The following is a 20,840-nucleotide window of genomic DNA, read 5'->3' on the forward strand; positions in this document are numbered from 1 at the left end:
TGTTTTTTTACAAAGTTACTATTTCCAATTTCTCACCAATATAAACTAAGGCTTTTTTAACGACTTGAAAGCCCATGTTAGTTATTGCTGACTCATACATTTCTAATTGTTTTTGATGTTTTTGATGTTTATCACCTGTTTTATAGTCTAATAATAGCACTTGATTTTGCGAATTAAAAACGATTCGATCGGGTTTAATCAAGCTCTCCGATTTTCTTAAAATTGTTTGTTCGGCTAAAACGTTATTCGATTCTTCAAAATACATTTGCAAATCGGGATGTAAACAAACTTGTTCAAGAATTGATACCACTTCTTTTTGTTGTCCAAAAGTAATCAAACCTTCTTCAATTGCTTTTTCAACAGTTAAACCGATGTCTTTTTTAGACTTAATATGTGCTAAAATTTCATGAATTACATTTCCGTATTCGATGGCTTTTTGTTGATGTGTTCCCCACATCAAACTTTCGCGTTGAGCGATTTTAATAGCATTTGATTCTAGTAAGGTTTTTACTACAGCAATTGGCGTTAATTCCATTGTTTTTTTGCTTGGCGAAGAAATTCGATTACCTATTCCTTGTTCATATACAAACTTGTTTTTGTCAAAAATTCCCTGATACATTAAAAACCGAATAAAAAACCCAGCCATATTGTTTTGTGGCGGCTCCTCTTTTACCGATAATTTCATTTCTGAAATAATATACAATTGTTCTTCTGCTCGGGTTAAGGCTACATATAGAATATTAGTGTTATCTAGTAATTCTTCTTCCTTTTTCTGCAGAAAAACTTGAGCGGCCGCTTCTCCTAAACTTTCTACCGTTTTATTATTATCTACTAATATTTTAGGCAATGCTATTAAAGATGATTCAGCTTCAATCCACAACTTATCTTTTGGGGTTCTAGAATAATCTTCATCGGCAAACGGAAAAATAACAACAGGAAATTCTAATCCTTTCGATTTATGTACCGTCATGATGCGAATTGCGTTATTTCCTTCTGGAGAAGGAATGCTAAATTTTTCACTATTTTCATCCCAATACATAAGAAAATCAGCAATGCCAGATTGGTTTTTGGCACTTCGCTCCAACACTCGGTCTAAAAAATCTTGCACATATGCGTTGGAAATGGTTGGTTGAATAACGGCGTGAATAATTTCTTCTACCACTTCATACAAGGCTTTTTTTCTGAGTTGCGAAAAAGATAACCGAATATCGAACGAAGTTAACCAAGCTTCAAAAGCGATTTCTTCTTTTAATTCCATTCCGTGTGCAATGAAATCATGAAGTTTATCGGTTTGACCGTTTTGTTTTCCTATATAATACAAAACATGAGCTTTCGACTCCTTATCATTTTCATTTTTTAAATACCGAAGTAAGGTGATGATGAAATTCACCTCTTTTGAATTTTGTAATAAAAGCGATTGAGAAGAAACAATTGGAATTCCGTGTTCGGTTAAAAACGTTGCGATTTTTATTCCGGCATCTGTTTTTCGAGTTAAAACAACGATGTCGCGATATGTAAAGCCTTCTGCTTGCACTTTGGTTAACGTTTCTAAAACGGCATTTAAGTATAAGTCATCTTTATTGTATTCGTCGTCGTCTTTTTGTTTAGACGGAATAAAGGTAAGGTTTACATAGCCGCCTATTTTATCATTTTTTTCTTGATGACTATGGTTTTCATACAGATCTTTATAATCAGGATGTTCAAAATCTTGAGCAATAAATTTAAAAAAAGCATTGTTAAAATCGATAATTTCCGAATAACTTCTCCAATTGGTTTTTAAGGATTTTAATTCTTTTGTTGGATTGGCAAACGGACTCTTATTTTTGCTCAACTCAATAAATTGTTCGGCTTTTCCACCACGCCAACGATAAATGGATTGTTTGGGGTCGCCCACAATGAGTAAAGAACCTCTTTCGCCAGATAATTCTTCGCCCGAAAGGGCGTTATTAATCAACGGAAATAAATTTTCCCATTGCATTTGTGACGTGTCTTGAAATTCATCAATAAAAAAATGTCTATAACGTTCGCCCATCCGTTCATATATAAAAGGAGCAGGTTGGTTTTGAATTTCGTTGTGAATTATCGTATTGAACTCAGAAATAGAAAGAATATTCTGCTCTTCTTGAATTTTATGCAATTCTTGACTGACACGATTGAGCAAGGATAAAGGTGTAATGTTTTTTAAAAAGGCATGGTACAACAAATATTCTTTTACCAACGTTTCAAGGTCTGAATAAAAGGTCAAAAGTTGAGAAGCTATAGCATCTACTGCCATTTTTTGTGATTCAGGAATGCTTTTGGCATACCGATTCCCTTCCGTTAAATAACCGATAACGCTGTCGTTCAGCGAAACATCACCCGCTTTTATTTTTTCAAAATAAGCATATACGGTTCCTCGATTAAACGATTTTTTATCTAATTGATTATCTAAAATTAATTGAAAAGCTTGTGTGCCAATTTCAACACTCTCTTTTTCTAAAACTTTTATTTTGTCGCGAACGGTTTTTTTGAGCTCTACAAATTCGGGTATTTGTTTGTTTTTAAAGTGCTCTAATTCATTCCGATTATTTTCTTTATTTAATAATTTCGAAACTTCTTTAATATCGCGAGTAACATCCCACGATTTATCATCGTCTGTTTTTTCTAAGGTAAAATCAACTAATAATTTGGTGAGCGTTTCATCTGTTCCTGCTTCAGCAATAATGGCATCAATGGCTTCTTGTAGTAAACTTTCGGTTTCTAAAGAAACTTCAAAAGTGGATGGCAGATTTAAATCATGGGCAAATGTTCGAATGACTTTATGCGTAAATTTATCAATCGTTGAAATATCAAAAGCGGCATAATTATGTATAATGTTTCGAATAATTGCTTTTGATTTGCTGTGAATTGCCTTTTTATCTAAAGCTGTTTCTTCGATTAGGGCTTCTAAAACGTTCATTGCTTTGGCATTGGGTTCTTCTTTTGCAAATTCTGAAAGCGTGTCCAAAACACGTGATTTCATTTCGCCTACCGCTTTATTGGTAAACGTAATCGCCAAAATTGATTTATAGGCATCTTCCCTTGGCGAAGTCAAAATAATTTTTAAATATTCTTTGACCAACGTGAATGTTTTCCCCGAACCAGCCGAGGCATCGTAAATTGAAAAAGCAACTTTATCCAAAGTTAAAAATGTAAATTAATAAAACTATAACAACTAGAATTTTATATTCCAAAGTTAATTGTTTAAATTTGAAGAACTATTGTCTAACTTAAAAATTTATACTATGTCTTTTGAATTACCACAATTACCTTATGCATATAATGCTTTAGAGCCTCATATTGATGCTCGAACGATGGAAATCCACCACACAAAACACCACGCTGCCTATACAAATAATTTGAATGCTGCTATTGCTGGTACGGATATGGAAGGAAAAAATATAGAAAATATACTAATCAATTTAGATAAATCTAATGCCGCTGTCCGTAATAATGGTGGTGGTTTTTATAACCATAATTTATTTTGGACAGTGATGTCTCCGAATGGTGGCGGCGAACCAAAAGGCGAATTAGCTGCCGCTATTGATCACGCTTTCGGCTCTTTTGAAGAATTTAAAGCAAAGTTTTCAAAAGCAGGAGCAACACAATTTGGTTCTGGCTGGGCTTTTATGTGTGTGAAAGACGGAAAATTAGAAATTTGTGGAACACCAAATCAAGATAATCCCTTAATGCCAGGTGTAGGCTGCGGCGGAACACCTATTTTAGCAATGGATGTTTGGGAACATGCTTATTATTTACATTATCAAAACAGAAGACCTGATTATATTCAAGCCTTTTTTAATGTTGTAAATTGGGAAGAAGTTTCTAGAAGATATGCTTTAGAAAAATAATTAAGAATTAAATGCAATTAAAAAGCAACCGCCTCAATACTGATAGTTGAGGCGGTTTTTTATTTGATTAAAATTTTAAGGGGTATAGCTTAAAAGGGTTCATCTCTAGTTCTTTTACTGTTCAGCAGCTATTTATTATGCTTTTCCTCTATTGCTTTTACTCTTTGTTCTAGAATTTTTATAATTTGATTTTGTTGTTCGATGATTTCTTGTTGTTCTTGTACTGCTTTTACGAGTGGGACGACGAATTCTGCATAGCGAAGACCGTACAGTTCGGCTTGGTCTGTTGGTGTATCGATGCCGGAAAATTCAAAGTTGTTTTCGAGGGCTGCCTGGGCTACTTCTTGAGCGATGAACCCAGTCTGTTTTATTTTTTCGATGTGGTATTTTCCTTCGAATTCTTCATTAGCTTCCTCTTTGTTTTGGTAGACAATTTGGTTTTGTTTTTGGATGTCGAGGTTGTATGTAACGGGACGTAGCTTTGTTATAAAGCTTAGTCCTGGGACGTTGTTTTGGATGTTGTTTTTGATTCTTTGGTCGCTGTAGGTTGTCCAGTTAACTTGTCCTCTTATTCTTGTGATACTGGTGTTTCCTATGTCGATAGAATTACTTATTGACGTTACCCCGCCAGCGTTATATCCAAGAGCAATAAAATTAGTTAGATTGTTTGTAGTTGGGTAGGCATTGTAACCTATTGTTGTATTGTATGACCCTGTAGTGTTTACATATAATGTGCGGACTCCTAGTGCGGTATTATAATAGCCTGTAAGGTTTTGTAATAATGCATTTTGTCCGATTGCTACATTTTCTGCTCCTGTGGAATTATTGCGTAAGGCATCTGTTCCATTAGCGGTATTGTTTTGTCCAGTGGTATTTCTATATAATGCACCGTTTCCTGTTGCGGTATTGTATACTCCAGTAGAATTATAATATAAGGTAGACATTCCTATTCCCGTGTTGCTGTAGCCGGTAGTATTACTGTATAATGATGATACTCCGATGGCCGTGTTTAATCTTCCGGTGGTGTTACTTGACAATGCTGAATTACCGAGAGCAGTGTTTAATTCCCCCTCTGTGTTGTTATATAAAGCGTGGTACCCTACGGCAGTGTTTCTCTCACCAATGGTATTATTATTTAGGGCATTTGTACCAATGGCTGTATTATCTATTCCAGTTATGTTTTCTTCTAGTGCATTAATTCCAAAGGCTGTATTTGCATATCCTATGGTATTTCTTCTTAAAGCACCACTACCTGTAGCCGTGTTTCGTGAACCAGTTGTATTACTGTTTAAAGCTCTATAACCTGTCGCTGTATTGACTGTTCCAGTAGTATTGCTACTTAGGGAATGATATCCTAGTGCAGTGTTGAGTCGCCCTGATGTGTTGTTGTTTAAAGCATTTGAGCCTACAGCTGTGTTCAAATCGCCCGTAGTGTTAGCATTTAATGCACTGTTTCCTATTGCAGTATTTTCATCTCCTATAGTGTTTGCATATAGGGCTCTATAACCTATGGCTGTATTGTTGTTTGCTGTTGTGGCGTTGTACAAGGCATTAAAACCATTTGCTACGTTAAAACTTCCTGTGGTATTATTGTATAATGCTCTATAGCCAATTGCATTGTTACTGTTAGCGGTGGTATTATTGTATAAAGCTTCAGGTCCATTTGCCACGTTAAAACTTCCAGAAGTATTACTGTATAATGCATGGTAACCTATGGCATTGTTATTATTTGCAGTAATACTGCTATATAAAGCTCTAGAACCTAGAGCAGCGTTTCTGCTTCCAGATGTATTATTTAATAAGGCATTATAGCCCATGGCAGTATTATAAACCCCGTTGATGTTTGAACCAAGAGCATAATTACCATTTGCGGTATTTTGAGAACCCGTGGTGTTTAACTGAAGTGCACTATAGCCATTGGCAGCGTTAAAATTTCCGGTGGTGTTGCTTAATAAAGCTTGAGATCCGGTTGCTGTATTTTGGGCACCTGTGGTATTAGCAGCTAATGTTCTGTAACCTAGTGCAACATTATTGTTTCCACTTATGGTGTTAACAAGCGACTCGTAACCTACGGCAGTATTTTGACCGCCATCGGTGTTATTATTTAGGGCTCTATAACCAATTGCTATATTGTAATTTCCTGTAGTGTTTTCTCTTAAGGCATATTGTCCAGTGGCGGTATTTTGATTACCGGTTGTGTTACTGTATAACGCTTCAATACCTATAGCATTGTTGTTACTTCCAGTAGTGTTACTATATAAGGACGAAAAGCCAATTGCGGTGTTTCCGATACCGGTGGTGTTTAGGAATAAAGCACTGGCACCAACAGCGGTATTGTTATTAGCTGTAGTGTTTGAGAATAATGAAAAAGCACCCACGGCAGTGTTTTGAGAGCCGGTGGTGTTTAGTTGCATTGCATTATATCCAATTGCTGCATTATACTGACCATTAAGGTTATTTAATAAACTTCGATGTCCAAATGATGTTGTGTAAGGAGTTTGTGACTGAATTTTTCCTGAGTTTATATTGTTAACTCTAAAGTTTAGCGGTGCATTTGTTGTGGTTCCAATAAAGTGTGTAGCATCCACAATACCCGCATTACCCGTGATTTGCCAATCTTTTCCACTACCATCATTTTCTAATGGTTTCCAATTCAACAAAGCATGATTCCAGTAGTAAAATCCTGGAAGACTGCTACCTACAGCAGTGGTTAAATAGACAAGCATACTGTTTTGTGCTGCTGTTGGATTGGTAGCAGGAAATGTATTTACTTTAGGAATTAATACACCATCTGTTGGTGACGGCATTGCGGCATTACTAGACTGAATCTCTAACCTTGCTTGTGGTGTCGTGGTACCGATACCTACTTGAGAAAAAACTACTGTAGTAAATAATAAGAAGATTAACTGTATAAACCTCACGATTTTAATTTTTAAAATTACGAGGTGAAGTTCTATAACATTTTATGGATAGGATAGGAAAAAAGGGACAGCTTAACTTGTGTTTAAAAAGTCAAGGTTTTCGTTGAGTCTATATTACTGGAATTCTGAATTTATTTACGTCTCTTTTTAAGTTCGTATGGTAAACAGTCGGTGTCATACCGGAGAAGCGTTTAAATTCTGATAAAAAATGTGATTGGTCAAAGTAACCTAATTCACTGACAATTGATATCGTGTCTATATCTAACGCGTTTTGCACCATTATTTTTGCTTTATTGTGACGTATAATTTGACTGTATAATTTTGGACCAATTCCGATATGGCTTGTAAAAGCTCGATGTAAACTTTTCTTTGAGGTGTGGATTTTGTTTTCGAGTGTATTAATTTTAATGTTTCCGTTTTTGGAATGCATTGTAACAAGAGCATTTTCAACCATTTTTAAATTATTGTTTTTTTGAGCTCGTGCACGCATTTTTTTTAAAAGAAATCTTTCTAAAACATTAATCGTTTGATCAACAGAGAGAGAGCTTTGCATTTCGTCATAGAGAGACTCCATTTCATTTGGCCAAATATCAGTCATACAGATAAATTTATTGGCGATATGTTTCATACTAATACCTGTTAATCTAGAGATTGCAGTGGGTTTAAGTTTTACTCCGTATATGGCAATTCCTTTAGGATCTGTGGTAAATAATCGAGGACTGAGCGGCTGCCCGTAGATATAACCAGTTTTATATAGACTCAACTGTACATTATCGTAGTTTACGGTATCTCGTAGGTTTGAAAAATTGAATGCCATTCCTTGTAAAAGTGGAGTTGAATACTCATGAATGACCGATTCGTTTTTTATTGTTTCAGAATACCAATAACATTGAACTATTTCGGCTAACTCGAGTACTGGAAGAAATATTCGATTTATCATAAATAAAAATGTTAAGTAGACAAACATAAACAATAAGTTGTCATTAACTATTTTTACTGCCAATACTTTACAATTTCTCGCTATTTTAGGACGAGGAATTTTTATTAAAAAAAGCGGCACAATGATGTGTCGCTTTTTTTATATAAAATAAAAAGGTGGAATTTCTTCCACCCTTTTGCCCCAAATCTACCATAAACTTAACCGTGCGTACTATGGTAGGTACAAATATACAACGATTTTTAACACCTAACTATTGTGTAGCGGTTTAAATTTTAACATTTGGCCTTATAAGGGTGGATTGTGCAGTTATATGGGTTTACTGCAAGCAAAAAAGGGGTTTTGTAAAGTTATAAAAATAAAAAAGGTGGAATTGCTTCCACCCTTTTTGCCCCAAATCTACCATAAACTTAACCTACTAATGCTATGGTGAAACAAATGTATACTATCACTATTTTGATTACAAATAAATTAGATGAACGGCATCAAAAGTCGTTAAAAAGCAGAAAAACTTGTGCCCTAATAGGCTCTCGCGTCTTTTCCCTCGTAAAAATTCATAAACGCACGATTGACGACTCGGTTTCCACCCGCTGTGGGATAATCGCCCGTAAAGTACCAATCTCCTAAATTATCCGGACAGGCAACATGTAAATTTTCAACCGTTTGAAAGATAATTTTAATAGCCGCTTTAGTGTCTGAAGAACTTAACATCGTTGCTATTTTATCAGAAATTTGTTGGTCTGTAAACGGAGCATAAATTTCTTTTACATAATTAACAATTTCACCATCTTTCCAGCTTTCTTGCAGTTTACACTTTTTATAAACTTGATCGACTAGGTGATATTGGTTGGTTTCTGTTAATAATTCTAATACCGCCTGAAAAGCTATTAATCCTTCTAGTTTTGCCATATCGATTCCGTAACAATCTGGATACCGAATTTGCGGAGCAGACGAAACAATTACAATCTGTTTTGGATTTAAACGATCCATCATTCGGATAATACTCTTTTTTAAAGTTGTTCCTCGAACAATACTGTCATCAATAATCACCAAGTTATCTGTTGGCTTGATTACGCCATAGGTGACATCATAAACGTGTGCAACTAAATCATCGCGACTACTGTCTTCGGTAATAAACGTGCGTAGTTTGGCATCTTTAATCGCTACTTTTTCGGTTCTAATTTTTACAGCTAAGATTTCTTCTAATTTTTCCTTCGTAAGCGTTTTTCGATGGTCTAAAATATATTTGTTTTTTCGTTTATTCAAAAAATCATTCGCAGCCTCCACCATTCCATAAAATGAAGTTTCGGCAGTATTCGGTATATAAGAAAAGACAGTGTTGTCTGTATCGTTAGCAATGGCATCTAAAACAACGGGCAGGATTAATTTTCCGAGCATTTTTCGCTCTTTATAAATTTCGGCATCGCTCCCGCGTGAAAAATAAATTCGCTCAAAAGAACACGCTTTCTTTTCTAGCGGTTCTACGATTTGTTCAAGCGTAAAACTTCCATTTTTTTTAATAATTAAAGCTTTTCCAGGGTCTAATTCTTGTACTTTTTCAAACGGCACATTAAAAGCTGTTTGAATAACTGGTCGTTCTGATGCAACCACTATAATTTCTTCATCTTCATAAAAAAAAGCTGGCCGAATTCCGGCAGGATCTCTAAAAACAAAGGCATCCCCGTGACCTAACAAACCGGCCATTGCATAACCCCCATCCCAATTTTTAGAAGCTTTTTTAAGAATCTTTCCAATATCTAATTTTTCTGCAATTACAGGTGAAGCTTCTCGTTTAGACAGGCCGTTATTTTTACATTCTTGGTATAAGTCGATTACTTCATCATCTAGAAAGTGACCAATTTTTTCCATAACCGTAACCGTATCGGCCAACTCTTTAGGATGTTGACCCAATTCTACTAAACTATCAAAAAGTTCTTTGACATTGGTAAGGTTAAAATTTCCTGCTACAATCAAATTTCGATGCATCCAATTATTTTGTCTCAAAAAGGGATGTACATTTTCAATACTGTTTTTACCAAAAGTTCCATAACGAACATGGCCTAAAAATAATTCGCCTATGTAAGGAATATGCTCTTTTTGTAAAGCTACATTATTTTGATAAGTTGGATTTTGCAAAAGTTCATCATTAATTCGAGTATTTATTTGCTGAAAAACATCTTGAATCGCTTGGGGATGATTAGATCGCACACGACTGATATACCGTTGACCCGGTTCTACATCAAGTTTAATACTTGCAAAACCAGCTCCGTCTTGTCCGCGGTTATGCTGCTTTTCCATTAAAAGATACATTTTTTGAATCCCGTAAAAAGCAGTGCCATATTTATCTTTATAAAATTGCAATGGTTTTTTTAAACGTAAAAGTGCAATTCCACATTCGTGTTTGATTGCGTCACTCATTGATTTGAAGTTTTATTTAAATTAAAAATTTTATGTTTTTGAATCATCCGCCAAGTTTGTTTTTACTTCGCTCTTACAGATTTAAAATAAAAATGCCCCGAGATTTCGAGGCATGCGTTATTAATTAATTTCTATATTAAATTGTGTTAAGGAACGAAATTGTTTGAGGCGGTCAAACACATCGTATTTATCTAGTTTAAGCATTCGCTCGGTTCCAAATTTTTCTACACAAAAGGAAGCTAAATTAGAGCCATAGATAATGGCGTTTTTCATGTTTTCAAAAGAAATATTTTCGCTTTGAGCGATATATCCTGAAAACCCACCCGCAAACGTATCGCCTGCACCTGTTGGGTCAAAAACTTCTTCTAAAGGCAAAGCAGGAGCAAAGAAAACATCTTTTCCTTGAAACAATAACGCTCCATGTTCTCCTTTTTTAATGACCACATATTTTGGCCCCATTTTATGAATCTTAGCTGCCGCTCTTACTAACGAGTATTCGCCAGAAAGTTGACGAGCTTCTTCGTCGTTAATCGTAATTACATCGACGCGTTTCATTACTTCATGTAATTCTGGCAAGGCACAATCCATCCAAAAATTCATGGTGTCTAAAACAACCAATTTTGGTTTTTCGTTCATTTGGTCTAAAACACTAATTTGAACCATCGGGTGTAAATTCCCTAACATCACAACATCTGCATTTTTATAATTTTCAGGAACTTTAGGCTGAAAATCGGCCAATACATTTAATTGTGTTTCTAAGGTGTCTCTTGAATTTAAATCGTTGTGATAACGGCCGCTCCAAAAGAAGGTTTTCCCACCTTTTACAACTTCAATTCCAGAAATATCAATGTTTCTATCGGTTAATAAATCTAAATATTTTTGTGGAAAGTCATCGCCAACTACAGAAACAATGGCCGCATCAACATCAAAAAAAGAAGCAGAAAGCCCAATAAACGTGGCTGCTCCTCCTAATATTTTATCTGTTTTTCCAAAAGGTGTTTCGATGGCATCAAAAGCAACAGTTCCTACGATTAAAAGCTTGTTCATGAGTTTAGATTTGTAATAAGATGCAAAGGTAAGTTATAGTTTAGAAGTTTAAAAGTTTATGGGTTTAAAAGTTTTCCGAGTTAAACAATAAAAATTGATATGACGTTTTTGAAAATGCGAATTAATTTGCATTCTTAATTTATAGTTTTAATTTTTTGAAAAGAAGATAATGCTAAAAGTTAGGATTCTCAGTGTATTGATTTAACATTCAAAACAACTTCCCCTCCTCCTTTTCATAAAACGAATCCACAGAAAGAGTGGGCAAACCCGAAGCATAAACCGCTAATTCATCACATCGTTCGTTTTGTGGATGATTATTGTGGCCTTTAATCCATTTAAAATCAACTTGGTGTTTGCGATAAACTTTTAGAAATCGCAGCCACAAATCAGGGTTTTTTTTACCTTCAAATCCCTTTTTTTCCCATTGAAAAACCCATCTTTTTTCGACCGCATCTACTACATATTTAGAATCCGAAACAACTAAAACGGTCATTTTCGGGTTTTTTAATTTCTCTAAACCAACTATCACTGCTAAAAGCTCCATTCTGTTATTGGTAGAATATCGAAAACCTTCAAAAAACTCTTTTTTATAGTCGGTGCCCACCAATTCAATCACCACACCATACCCTGCAGGGCCTGGATTTCCTTTGGCGGCTCCATCGGTATAAATATGTACTTGGTGGCTCATTGGGTTCAAGTTTTAAGTTTTAGAAGTTCGTGAATCACTTCTGGAAAATAGCGATATTCCAATTCGTGCACTTTATGGGCAATTTCTTCGGGCGAAGTACAATTTGAAATGGAAATAGATTTTTGAAAGATTATTCTTCCTTTATCGAATTCTGCATTTACAAAATGAATCGTAATTCCTGTTTCATTTTCTTGCTGGTTTAGCACTGCTTGATGCACATGAAAACCATACATTCCTTTTCCGCCATATTTTGGTAATAATGCAGGATGAATGTTAATAATTTTATCTGGATAAGCAGCGATGAGATGTTCTGGAAATTTCCATAAAAAACCCGCTAACACAATTAAATCTGGTTTATATTCAGCTAATTTTAAAAGCACCGATTCGCCATAAAGCTCATTCTTATTGAAGGATACAGCATCCACAGCTAACTTTTTAGCTTTTTCTAAAACGAGGGCATTTGGATTGTTTGAAAATACCGCCACAACCGAAATCGCTTCTTTTTTTTGAAAATATCGAATTATATTTTCTGCATTAGAACCTGTTCCCGAGGCAAAAATAACGATGCTTTTCATTTCCTTTTTATATTTGGTTATGCAAAAAAACGAAATAAAAGGGAGAATTTATAGGTAATAAAACAAGAATGTCAAATAAATTTTTTAACTTCGTTGAGAACATTTATCAACTAAAATGTTGTTTTAAAATAAAGTTTTTTATTTTTGCCAACTATTAAACTAAAATTTAAAGATTATGTCAGACATTGCATCAAGAGTAAAAGCGATTATCGTAGACAAATTAGGTGTTGACGAGAACGAAGTTGTAACAGAAGCAAGCTTCACTAACGATTTAGGAGCTGATTCATTAGACACTGTTGAGCTAATTATGGAGTTCGAAAAAGAATTTGATATTCAAATTCCAGACGACCAAGCGGAAAACATTGCTACTGTAGGTCAAGCTATTTCTTACATCGAAGAAGCTAAAAAATAATAACGACTAACATCCCGTTCTGAACTAATCAGAACGGGTGTTATTATTTTATTTAATTTTAAATTACCGATTGGAATTCAATCAAACCTATACAAAAAAAATTACCCCTGTTTTTTACTTTACTACAAAAATCAGGGTTTTTTTGTTTATATTCGTACCAATAAATTTTTAAACAATGGAGTTAAAACGAGTAGTTGTTACCGGTTTAGGAGCTTTGACCCCTATAGGAAATAATATTCAGGAATATTGGAATGGTCTTATTAATGGCCTAAGTGGTGCCGCACCTATTACTTATTACGACACAGAAAAGCACAAAACCAAGTTTGCTTGTGAAATAAAAAATTTCAACATTGAAAATCATATTGACCGTAAAGAAGCCCGGAGAATGGATAAATTTGCTCAATATGCCATTGTGGCGAGTGACGAAGCCATTAAGGATGCAGGTTTAACAGACGACAATGTAGACAAATACCGCGTTGGTGTAATTTGGGGTGCTGGAATTGGCGGATTAGAAACTTTTCAAGATGAAGTTTTATACTATGCTAAAGGAGACGGAACACCAAAATTTAATCCTTTCTTTATTCCAAAAATGATTGCCGATATTGCTCCTGCACACATTTCCATGCGAAATGGATACATGGGTCCAAATTATACTACGGTTTCTGCTTGTGCTTCTTCGGCCAATGCCTTAATTGATGCATTTAATTATATCCGATTAGGATTATGTGATGTCATTATTTCGGGCGGATCGGAAGCCGCAGTAACTATTGCTGGAATGGGCGGATTTAATTCGATGCATGCCTTGTCAACACGTAACGATAGTCCAGAAACGGCTTCTCGTCCGTTTGATGCCACGCGTGATGGTTTTGTTTTAGGTGAAGGTGCTGGTGCTTTGGTTTTAGAGGAATATGAACACGCCAAAGCTCGTGGAGCTACGATATATTGTGAAATTGGCGGAGGCGGAATGTCGTCCGATGCCTATCACTTAACGGCTCCTCATCCAGAAGGAATTGGAGTTATCGCCGTAATGAATAATTGCCTGCGAGATGCCAAAATGAAACCAGAAGAGGTAGAACACATTAACACACACGGAACCTCAACTCCTTTGGGCGATGTGGCCGAATTAAAAGCAATTAGTGCTGTTTTTGGTGAACATGCTAAAAATATCAATATTAATTCTACTAAATCCATGACAGGTCATTTACTTGGAGCCGCTGGTGCAATAGAAGCAATCGCCTCTATTCTTGCAATTAAGCACGGAATTATTCCGCCAACTATTAATCATGTAAACGTAGATGAAAATATTAATCCTGAATTAAACCTTACGCTAAATAAAGCTCAAAAAAGAGACATTAAAGTAGCGATGAGTAACACCTTTGGATTTGGCGGTCACAATGCTTGCGTTTTATTTAAAAAATTGGAAGAGTAAATTTAAATGAGTCTTTTTAAAAAAATATTTACCAAATCCCGTCCTCTCGAAGGCGGGATTTTTTTTCAAGAAATTCATAAAATACTAGGCTTTAAACCTAACGATATTGAAAATTATCGCAAAGCATTTACGCATCGTTCCTCAAATAAATTAGATTTAAAAGGAAATCCAATAAATTATGAACGCTTAGAATTTTTGGGCGATGCCATGCTAAGTGCTGTTATTGCGGGACATCTATTTAATGAAGTTCCGTCTGGAGACGAAGGCTATTTAACCAAAATGCGTTCTAAAATTGTGAGTCGCGAACATCTAAACGAATTAGGTAAAGATTTAAATTTAATTGGTTTAGTTGATAGCAAAGTCCCTTCACAACACTTTGGCGAAAATATTCATGGTAATATTTTTGAAGCTTTAATTGGGGCTATCTTTTTGGATAAAGGTTTTAATTATTGTGAAAAGTTCATTCGCAGAAGAGTAATCCTTCCTTATGTTGACATTGCCCGATTAGAAGGAAAAGTAATCAGCTACAAAAGTTTAGTCATCGAATGGTGTCAAAAAGAAAAAAAAGCGTTCCTTTTTGATGTTTATGAAGATAATGGAAATGATGGACAACGTTACTTTGGTGTTAAATTAACTATTGACACTAAAGTGATTGCCAAATCAAGAGCTACCTCCAAAAAGAAAGCAGAAGAAATCGCCTCAAAACGTGCTTTTTATGCCTTGCAAGAAATAATCGACAAAAAGATATAAACTATATCGTTTTCGTTCATAAATTATCGTTAAGTTGGAGAAAACGTCCTAATTTCTACCTCAAAAGCAGTATATTTACATCTTGTTTAAATATATAAATGGCTATTCACAAATTATTTATGGATGATTTCGAAGAAGTTGATTATCAACTTATCGCTATTCATACTGCATTAGAAAATTATCGAATAGCGTTTTTCATTAATCAACAATTACCGATTCTTTTAAGCAAAAACAAGGAAGATATTCTGATTGAAAATGAAGATCAACCCATTGCTTTTTCTTATTTTGAATATGAAGACGAAGTTAAAGGTATTCAATGGTCGTTAATTGAAAATAAAAAAGAAATTACAATTACTCAAGGAATTTATTTGACCAATTTATTCTCAGAAAAAGAAGGCTTTACTAACACTTTTTATTTTTTACCAGAATTTAAAAAAGCAGCCTATTTCCTAAAAATTGAAGGAGAGAAAAACCAAATCAATACCAATTTAATTATCCAAAAACTAAAAACAATTGACCAAGTATCAACGGTATATGCTGTGGAAAAAAGTCAAATAAAATCAAAAAACAATTTAATTTTTTAAACCATATGCCAATCAACAAAAAAACTAAAATTGTTGCCACACTAGGTCCTGCCTGCAGTTCAAAAGAAATTATAAAAAAAATGGTGGATGCGGGTGTCAACGTTTTTCGTATCAATTTTTCGCATGCTGATTATGAAGATGTCAAAGAACGCATTGCTATCATTCGTGAATTAAACGAAGAATTTGGATATACCACTGCCATCTTAGCCGATTTACAAGGGCCAAAACTTCGCGTAGGGGTGATGAAAGAAGATGTAGTCGTGAGCAAAGGCGATATTATAACGTTTCAAACAGCCGAAGACATTCCAGGAACGGCTGATCGCGTTTATATGAATTACAAAGAATTTCCTAGTGATGTAAAACCAGGAGAGAAAATTCTTTTAGACGATGGAAAACTAATGTTTGAAGCAATTGAAACAAATGGTACAACCGAAGTGGTGTGCCGCGTTATTCAAGGTGGTCCTTTAAAGTCTAAAAAAGGGGTCAACTTGCCAAACACTAAAGTATCATTGCCTGCATTGACTAAAAAAGACGTTAAAGATGCCTTGTTTGCTATCGAAAATGAAGTCGACTGGATTGCTTTATCCTTTGTGCGAACACCAAAAGACTTGGAAGAATTGCAAGACATGATTGCGAAACATTCGCATTATAAAATTCCGATTATTGCCAAAATAGAAAAACCAGAAGCCGTTGAAAATATTGATAAAATTGTTGCTTTTTGCGATGGTTTAATGGTAGCTCGAGGCGATTTAGGGGTTGAAATTCCAGCAGAGGAAGTACCGCTAATTCAGAAAAAACTAATTCATCGAGCCAAAACAGCTCGTATTCCAGTAATTGTGGCCACACAGATGATGGAAACCATGATTACGAGTTTAACTCCAACACGAGCTGAAGTAAATGATGTTGCAAATTCTGTAATGGATGGAGCAGATGCCGTGATGCTTTCTGGCGAAACTTCGGTAGGAAATTATCCAGTAGAAGTGATTGAAACGATGACTCGTATCATCAAATCGGTAGAAGACAGTCCGCTAATTCAAGTGCCACACAATCCGCCACATGTACGAACAAAGCGATTTATTACTAAATCCATCTGCTTTCATGCAGCGGTCATGGCCAATGAAATTAAAGCAAAAGCTATTTCAACCTTGACTAACAGTGGTTATACCGCCTTTCAAATCTCGGCTTGGCGACCAAGTGCACATATTTTAGTATTTACCTCGAATAAACGTATTTTAACCCAATTAAATTTATTGTGGGGCGTTCGTTCATTCTATTATGACAAATTTGCTAGTACCGATGATACGGTTGAAGATGTCAATAAAATTGCCAAAGCAAAAGGGTTCGTAGATAAAGGAGAAATGGTTATCAACCTTGCCGCAATGCCAATTTCAGAAAAAGGAATGGTCAATACATTACGCGTTTCAGACATTTCATAAATTTAGTTATATTTGAGTTTTATATTATTTTAATTTTATGACATCCAACAATCCTTTTTTTAAAAGTAAATCCTACGATAAGCCGCAATCTGTTCATGTTGACGAACAAGGAAATCGTTCGGTGCTTATTGATTATCAAGAAACCATGACCGTGAATGGAACCATCAACAAAAGCTTAACGATGCTTTTACTGTTAATGGCGACGGCAACTTTAACATGGGTAATGACGGCTAGCGGTTACAATCCGATGCCTTTTTTAATTGGTGGAGGCGTGGTGGGTTTTATTTTAGTTTTAGTAGCGTCATTTAAACTGCAGCTGTCGGGTTATTTAGCTCCGGGCTACGCTGTGTTTGAAGGATTATTTATCGGAGCCGTTTCTGCTTTATTTGAAGCGATGTATCCGGGAATTGTAATTCAAGCTGTCGGAGCCACGTTTACGACCTTTCTCGTTTGTTTTTTATTGTACAAATACAAAGTTGTAACGGTAACAGAAAAATTCAAATCAATTGTCATTGGGGCAACCATTACTATTGCAATTTTTTATGTCATTACTTGGTTATTAAGTATGTTTACTAGTTTTCAGCCGGTGCATTACGGTAACTCGTTGATGAGTATTGGAATAAGTGTAATCGTTATTGTTGTAGCAGCTTTAAATTTGTTTCTAGATTTTGATCAAATTGAAAAAGGTGCCGAAAAACAATTGCCTAAATACATGGAATGGTTTGGAGCAATGGGCTTAATGATTACGTTAGTTTGGCTTTATATCGAATTTCTAAGGCTTTTTTCTAAACTAGCAAGTAGAGATTAAAAAATTATATATCATTGAAAAAAGGAGCTATATGGCTCCTTTTTTTATGCTGCTTTCTCAAAAGCAATGAAATTTTGAAGTTTACCATACTTATCAAAAACGGGAAATGCTTTAATATGACATTTATATAAGGAACCATCTTTACAGTAATTAGTCACAATTTTATCAAAGGGTTCCTTGTTATGAATTGCCTTTCGGATAGCCAACGAGGTTTTGGGACAAGTGGCTTCACCCTGAAACATCTTTGGCGATTGCCCTAGCACTTCTTCTGGTTGATAGCCATTCATTTGAACGATGTTTTTAGTTGCGTAGACAATTTTCAAACTTGGACAAGTCACCACAACTACTGTGTTTATGTCCCAAATTTTACGAACATCCATATTAAAACACCAATGCTTATCTTTTCCTAAATGATAAAACTGATTTTGGTCTGAAAAATGGTGGATGAGTTGGTTTAAATACTCACCATAAAAATTCCATGAAAGCAAAGGCATTTTAATAGTATCTAACCGATTGAGGTATGTCGCCATTCCTTCATCATAGTTTTTAAATTCTAACATTTCTAGTCAATTTTAAATTCAAAAGTAGGAGAATAAATAATCTCGAAAAACTTTCTGAATAAGTTTAACGCTTGTTGAAGCCTTTTGTTTAATGGTTCTCTCAACGAATTGACACTTTCAATTGTTTCTGATTGCTTGCTTTTATTCCAAGTAAAAGCCTTGCGTGTTATTTTTGAATAATTTTTTAATCAATTATGGGTTAAACAGTTTGTTTTTCTTTTTCCTGCATAAAACTAGTTTTTAAGCTTTTTAAAAATCAAATTTCAATTGAACCACCACCGTTTTTTTTGTTTCGGTATTTAAATTAGTCAACGAAATGCCTAATAATCGTACCGAGTCTTTTAATTTTTCTTGGTATAGCAATTCCTGAGCCGTTTCAAGCAGCAAAGCCTTATCCGAAATAAAATAAGGCAAAGTTTTACTTCGTGTTTGTTGTGTAAAATCGGAATATTTAATTTTTAACGTAACTGTTTTTCCTGCAATTTTGTGTTTTTGCAAACGGCGTTCCAATTCTATCGCTATATTTTCTAATCGTTCAACCATAAAAATTTCAGAAGAAATATTTTGATTAAACGTTCGCTCAGCTCCAACCGATTTAGATATTCGATTGGGTTTCACAGGACTGTTATGAATTCCTCGAACGCTATAATAATAATGTGTCCCGCTTTTTCCGAAATACTTTTCTAAAAAATCAAGAGTTCTCTCTTTTAAATCTTTTCCAGTAAAGATGCCTAATTGATACATCCGTTCGGTAGTCACTTTTCCAATTCCGTAAAATTTTCGAATTTCAAGCGATTCTAAAAAAGATTGAACCTCATCAGGATTCACTGTTTTTTGGCCGTTTGGTTTATTATAATCACTGGCAATTTTAGCCACAAATTTATTGATAGAAATTCCAGCAGAAGCCGTCAAACCGGTCGTTTCAAAGATGCGGTTTCTAATTTCTTGAGCCAACAAACTTGCACTCGGATTTCCTTTTTTATTTTGGGTTACATCTAAATACGCTTCGTCTAAAGAAAGTGGCTCGACCAAATCGGTATATTCATAAAAAATCTTCCTAATTTGTTTAGAAATCGCAGTATAGCGGTCAAATCGCGGTTTTACAAAAATGAGTTCTGGGCAAAATCGTTTGGCCTGTGCACCGCTCATCGCACTACGAACGCCAAATTTTCTAGCTTCATAACTGGCTGCCGAAACAACGCCTCGGGTTTCATTTCCGCCCACAGCCAATGGTTTGCCTTTTAACTCCGGGAAATCCAATTGCTCCACCGAGGCATAAAAGGCATCCATATCGATGTGAATGATTTTCCGGTTTAAAATAGGCTCGTCCATCTCACAAATTTATGGTATCTTTCGCATAGATATTACATCTTATGATAGAAATAGAACGAAAATTTTTAGTGACTTCAACCCAGTTTATAAGCGAAGCTTTTCGGAGTACGCGAATAGTGCAAGGTTATTTAAATTCTGATCCAGAACGAACAGTTCGTATTCGTATTAAAGGAGAAAAAGGATATTTAACCATTAAAGGTATTGGAAGCGAGTCCGGTTTATCTCGCTTTGAGTGGGAAAAAGAAATTCCGTTAGGTGATGCCGAACGATTATTGATTCTTTGTGAAAAAGGCATCATTGATAAAATTCGCTATGAAGTAAAAGTGGGCAAACACTTGGTTGAAGTAGATATTTTTGCAGGAGAAAATGAGGGATTGATTTTGGCCGAAATAGAATTAAAATCGGAAGAGGAACACATTGAAAAACCGAATTGGTTGGGAAAAGACGTCACCAATGACAACAAATATTACAATGCTTTTTTAAGTAAAAACCCGTTTCAAAAATGGAAATAGATTAGTTAGACAAGGTGTCTTTACTTTCTTCTACAACTTCAATGGTCACTTTCATTGTTCCATAACCTGAATGACGAACAATGTCTCGAAAGGCTCTTTTTGATAAATCAATTTCTCTTCCTTTGGTGAATGGCCCGCGGTCGTTGATGGTGACAATAGTCGATTTTCCATTGGCTTCATTAGTAATGCGGACTTTTGTTCCGAACGGTAATTTTCGGTGTGCCGCAGTATATTTTTGGTTGTCAAAAAGTTCGCCACTTGCTGTTTTTCTACCCGTAAACCGATCGGCATAATAAGAAGCATGAGCCGCTTTTTTATATAATTTAAAAGTAAAATCTCCTTCGGTTTGAATACTATCGATGATGGTTTTTTCGGCTTTAACCGTATCTTTTAAAAGAATACGTTGAAGCGTTGGTTTTTCAAAATGATTTGTCTTAAACGAAAAACTGCTAAAAAACAATAGCCCGAAGAAACCCATTATCAACAGTTCTATTTTATGTTTCATTATCCATATTTTTAGCGTAGTTATCATATATAAAGGAATAAAAAAGCCACGTGAAAC

At 35.1% G+C, this 20,840-nt stretch carries 18 protein-coding genes; 8 read left to right on the top strand and 10 right to left on the bottom strand.

Features of this window, described 5'->3' with window-relative positions; all coding sequences use genetic code 11:
- Positions 1-7 precede the first annotated feature (7 nt).
- Positions 8-3,160 (bottom strand): UvrD-helicase domain-containing protein, encoded by a 3,153-nt coding sequence (locus PHR76_RS00280; RefSeq protein ID WP_300057049.1) that lies wholly within the window; start codon positions 3,158-3,160, stop codon positions 8-10.
- A 103-nt stretch (positions 3,161-3,263) separates the two neighbouring features.
- Between PHR76_RS00280 and PHR76_RS00285 the strand changes: the two genes are divergently transcribed.
- Positions 3,264-3,869 (top strand): superoxide dismutase, encoded by a 606-nt coding sequence (locus PHR76_RS00285; protein ID WP_300057052.1) that lies wholly within the window; start codon positions 3,264-3,266, stop codon positions 3,867-3,869.
- 128 nt (positions 3,870-3,997) lie between these two features.
- Here PHR76_RS00285 and PHR76_RS00290 read toward each other — a convergent pair whose 3' ends face one another.
- From PHR76_RS00290 to PHR76_RS00315, 6 genes are all read right to left on the bottom strand, one after another.
- Positions 3,998-6,790, bottom strand: a complete 2,793-nt coding sequence (locus PHR76_RS00290; RefSeq protein WP_300057055.1) for a tail fiber domain-containing protein — start codon at positions 6,788-6,790, stop codon at positions 3,998-4,000.
- A gap of 109 nt (positions 6,791-6,899) precedes the next feature.
- The gene (locus PHR76_RS00295) at positions 6,900-7,730 is read right to left on the bottom strand and encodes a helix-turn-helix domain-containing protein (RefSeq protein WP_300057058.1); all 831 of its coding nucleotides are present in this window, start codon (positions 7,728-7,730) and stop codon (positions 6,900-6,902) included.
- Positions 7,731-8,246: 516 nt separating this feature from the next.
- Positions 8,247-10,145, bottom strand: coding sequence for an amidophosphoribosyltransferase (locus PHR76_RS00300; protein ID WP_300057061.1), 1,899 nt, complete (start codon positions 10,143-10,145; stop codon positions 8,247-8,249).
- 120 nt (positions 10,146-10,265) lie between these two features.
- On the bottom strand, positions 10,266-11,192 hold the full coding sequence (locus tag PHR76_RS00305; protein ID WP_300057063.1) for a PfkB family carbohydrate kinase: 927 nt from the start codon (positions 11,190-11,192) through the stop codon (positions 10,266-10,268).
- A 208-nt stretch (positions 11,193-11,400) separates the two neighbouring features.
- Positions 11,401-11,880: a ribonuclease HI gene (gene rnhA / locus PHR76_RS00310; RefSeq protein ID WP_300057066.1), complete on the bottom strand. Its 480-nt coding sequence runs from the start codon at positions 11,878-11,880 to the stop codon at positions 11,401-11,403.
- A 5-nt stretch (positions 11,881-11,885) separates the two neighbouring features.
- Positions 11,886-12,455: a phosphoribosylglycinamide formyltransferase gene (locus tag PHR76_RS00315; RefSeq protein WP_300057069.1), complete on the bottom strand. Its 570-nt coding sequence runs from the start codon at positions 12,453-12,455 to the stop codon at positions 11,886-11,888.
- Positions 12,456-12,630: 175 nt separating this feature from the next.
- Here PHR76_RS00315 and PHR76_RS00320 point away from each other — a divergent pair, with 175 nt between their 5' ends.
- The 6 genes from PHR76_RS00320 (at position 12,631) to PHR76_RS00345 (ending at position 17,874) form a co-directional block, all read left to right on the top strand.
- A complete protein-coding gene (locus tag PHR76_RS00320) occupies positions 12,631-12,867 on the top strand; it encodes an acyl carrier protein (protein WP_007137004.1) in 237 nt (78 codons plus the stop codon).
- 175 nt (positions 12,868-13,042) lie between these two features.
- The gene (gene fabF / locus PHR76_RS00325) at positions 13,043-14,296 is read left to right on the top strand and encodes a beta-ketoacyl-ACP synthase II (protein ID WP_300057073.1); all 1,254 of its coding nucleotides are present in this window, start codon (positions 13,043-13,045) and stop codon (positions 14,294-14,296) included.
- Between the two features lie 6 nt (positions 14,297-14,302).
- The gene (locus PHR76_RS00330; RefSeq protein WP_300057075.1) at positions 14,303-15,046 is read left to right on the top strand and encodes a ribonuclease III domain-containing protein; all 744 of its coding nucleotides are present in this window, start codon (positions 14,303-14,305) and stop codon (positions 15,044-15,046) included.
- Between the two features lie 98 nt (positions 15,047-15,144).
- The gene (locus tag PHR76_RS00335) at positions 15,145-15,630 is read left to right on the top strand and encodes an IPExxxVDY family protein (protein ID WP_300057078.1); all 486 of its coding nucleotides are present in this window, start codon (positions 15,145-15,147) and stop codon (positions 15,628-15,630) included.
- Positions 15,631-15,635: 5 nt separating this feature from the next.
- Positions 15,636-17,066: a pyruvate kinase gene (gene pyk, locus PHR76_RS00340; protein ID WP_300057081.1), complete on the top strand. Its 1,431-nt coding sequence runs from the start codon at positions 15,636-15,638 to the stop codon at positions 17,064-17,066.
- Between the two features lie 37 nt (positions 17,067-17,103).
- A complete protein-coding gene (locus PHR76_RS00345; protein ID WP_300057083.1) occupies positions 17,104-17,874 on the top strand; it encodes a Bax inhibitor-1/YccA family protein in 771 nt (256 codons plus the stop codon).
- Positions 17,875-17,918: 44 nt separating this feature from the next.
- Here the strand turns inward: PHR76_RS00345 and PHR76_RS00350 are convergent, their stop codons facing one another.
- Together PHR76_RS00350 and dinB are read right to left on the bottom strand one after the other, a co-directional pair.
- Positions 17,919-18,434, bottom strand: coding sequence for a PAS domain-containing protein (locus PHR76_RS00350; RefSeq protein WP_300057085.1), 516 nt, complete (start codon positions 18,432-18,434; stop codon positions 17,919-17,921).
- Between the two features lie 249 nt (positions 18,435-18,683).
- Entirely contained in the window at positions 18,684-19,766 is a 1,083-nt protein-coding gene (gene dinB / locus PHR76_RS00355) for a DNA polymerase IV (RefSeq protein WP_300057087.1), read from the bottom strand.
- A 41-nt stretch (positions 19,767-19,807) separates the two neighbouring features.
- Here dinB and PHR76_RS00360 point away from each other — a divergent pair, with 41 nt between their 5' ends.
- Entirely contained in the window at positions 19,808-20,278 is a 471-nt protein-coding gene (locus PHR76_RS00360) for a CYTH domain-containing protein (RefSeq protein WP_300057089.1), read from the top strand.
- A gap of 1 nt (position 20,279) precedes the next feature.
- On the opposite strand, the gene PHR76_RS00365 is transcribed toward PHR76_RS00360, so the two are convergent.
- The gene (locus PHR76_RS00365; RefSeq protein WP_300057091.1) at positions 20,280-20,783 is read right to left on the bottom strand and encodes a septal ring lytic transglycosylase RlpA family protein; all 504 of its coding nucleotides are present in this window, start codon (positions 20,781-20,783) and stop codon (positions 20,280-20,282) included.
- Between the last annotated feature and the right edge of the window lie 57 nt (positions 20,784-20,840).

It is taken from the genome of Flavobacterium sp. (genome assembly GCF_028689845.1).
Taxonomy (GTDB): Bacteria; Bacteroidota; Bacteroidia; order Flavobacteriales; family Flavobacteriaceae; genus Flavobacterium.

Excerpts from the sequence above, each read along its gene's own strand:
- PHR76_RS00320 (WP_007137004.1), top strand. The coding sequence starts at position 12,631 with ATGTCAGACATTGCATCAAGAGTAAAAGCGATTATCGTAGACAAATTA.
- PHR76_RS00345 (WP_300057083.1), top strand. The coding sequence starts at position 17,104 with ATGACATCCAACAATCCTTTTTTTAAAAGTAAATCCTACGATAAGCCG.
- PHR76_RS00285 (WP_300057052.1), top strand. The coding sequence starts at position 3,264 with ATGTCTTTTGAATTACCACAATTACCTTATGCATATAATGCTTTAGAG.
- PHR76_RS00350 (WP_300057085.1), bottom strand. The coding sequence starts at position 18,434 with ATGTTAGAATTTAAAAACTATGATGAAGGAATGGCGACATACCTCAAT.
- PHR76_RS00305 (WP_300057063.1), bottom strand. The coding sequence starts at position 11,192 with ATGAACAAGCTTTTAATCGTAGGAACTGTTGCTTTTGATGCCATCGAA.
- dinB (WP_300057087.1), bottom strand. The coding sequence starts at position 19,766 with ATGGACGAGCCTATTTTAAACCGGAAAATCATTCACATCGATATGGAT.
- fabF (WP_300057073.1), top strand. The coding sequence starts at position 13,043 with ATGGAGTTAAAACGAGTAGTTGTTACCGGTTTAGGAGCTTTGACCCCT.
- PHR76_RS00330 (WP_300057075.1), top strand. The coding sequence starts at position 14,303 with ATGAGTCTTTTTAAAAAAATATTTACCAAATCCCGTCCTCTCGAAGGC.
- PHR76_RS00360 (WP_300057089.1), top strand. The coding sequence starts at position 19,808 with ATGATAGAAATAGAACGAAAATTTTTAGTGACTTCAACCCAGTTTATA.
- rnhA (WP_300057066.1), bottom strand. The coding sequence starts at position 11,880 with ATGAGCCACCAAGTACATATTTATACCGATGGAGCCGCCAAAGGAAAT.
- PHR76_RS00300 (WP_300057061.1), bottom strand. The coding sequence starts at position 10,145 with ATGAGTGACGCAATCAAACACGAATGTGGAATTGCACTTTTACGTTTA.
- PHR76_RS00315 (WP_300057069.1), bottom strand. The coding sequence starts at position 12,455 with ATGAAAAGCATCGTTATTTTTGCCTCGGGAACAGGTTCTAATGCAGAA.
- PHR76_RS00295 (WP_300057058.1), bottom strand. The coding sequence starts at position 7,730 with ATGATAAATCGAATATTTCTTCCAGTACTCGAGTTAGCCGAAATAGTT.
- PHR76_RS00365 (WP_300057091.1), bottom strand. The coding sequence starts at position 20,783 with ATGAAACATAAAATAGAACTGTTGATAATGGGTTTCTTCGGGCTATTG.
- pyk (WP_300057081.1), top strand. The coding sequence starts at position 15,636 with ATGCCAATCAACAAAAAAACTAAAATTGTTGCCACACTAGGTCCTGCC.
- PHR76_RS00335 (WP_300057078.1), top strand. The coding sequence starts at position 15,145 with ATGGCTATTCACAAATTATTTATGGATGATTTCGAAGAAGTTGATTAT.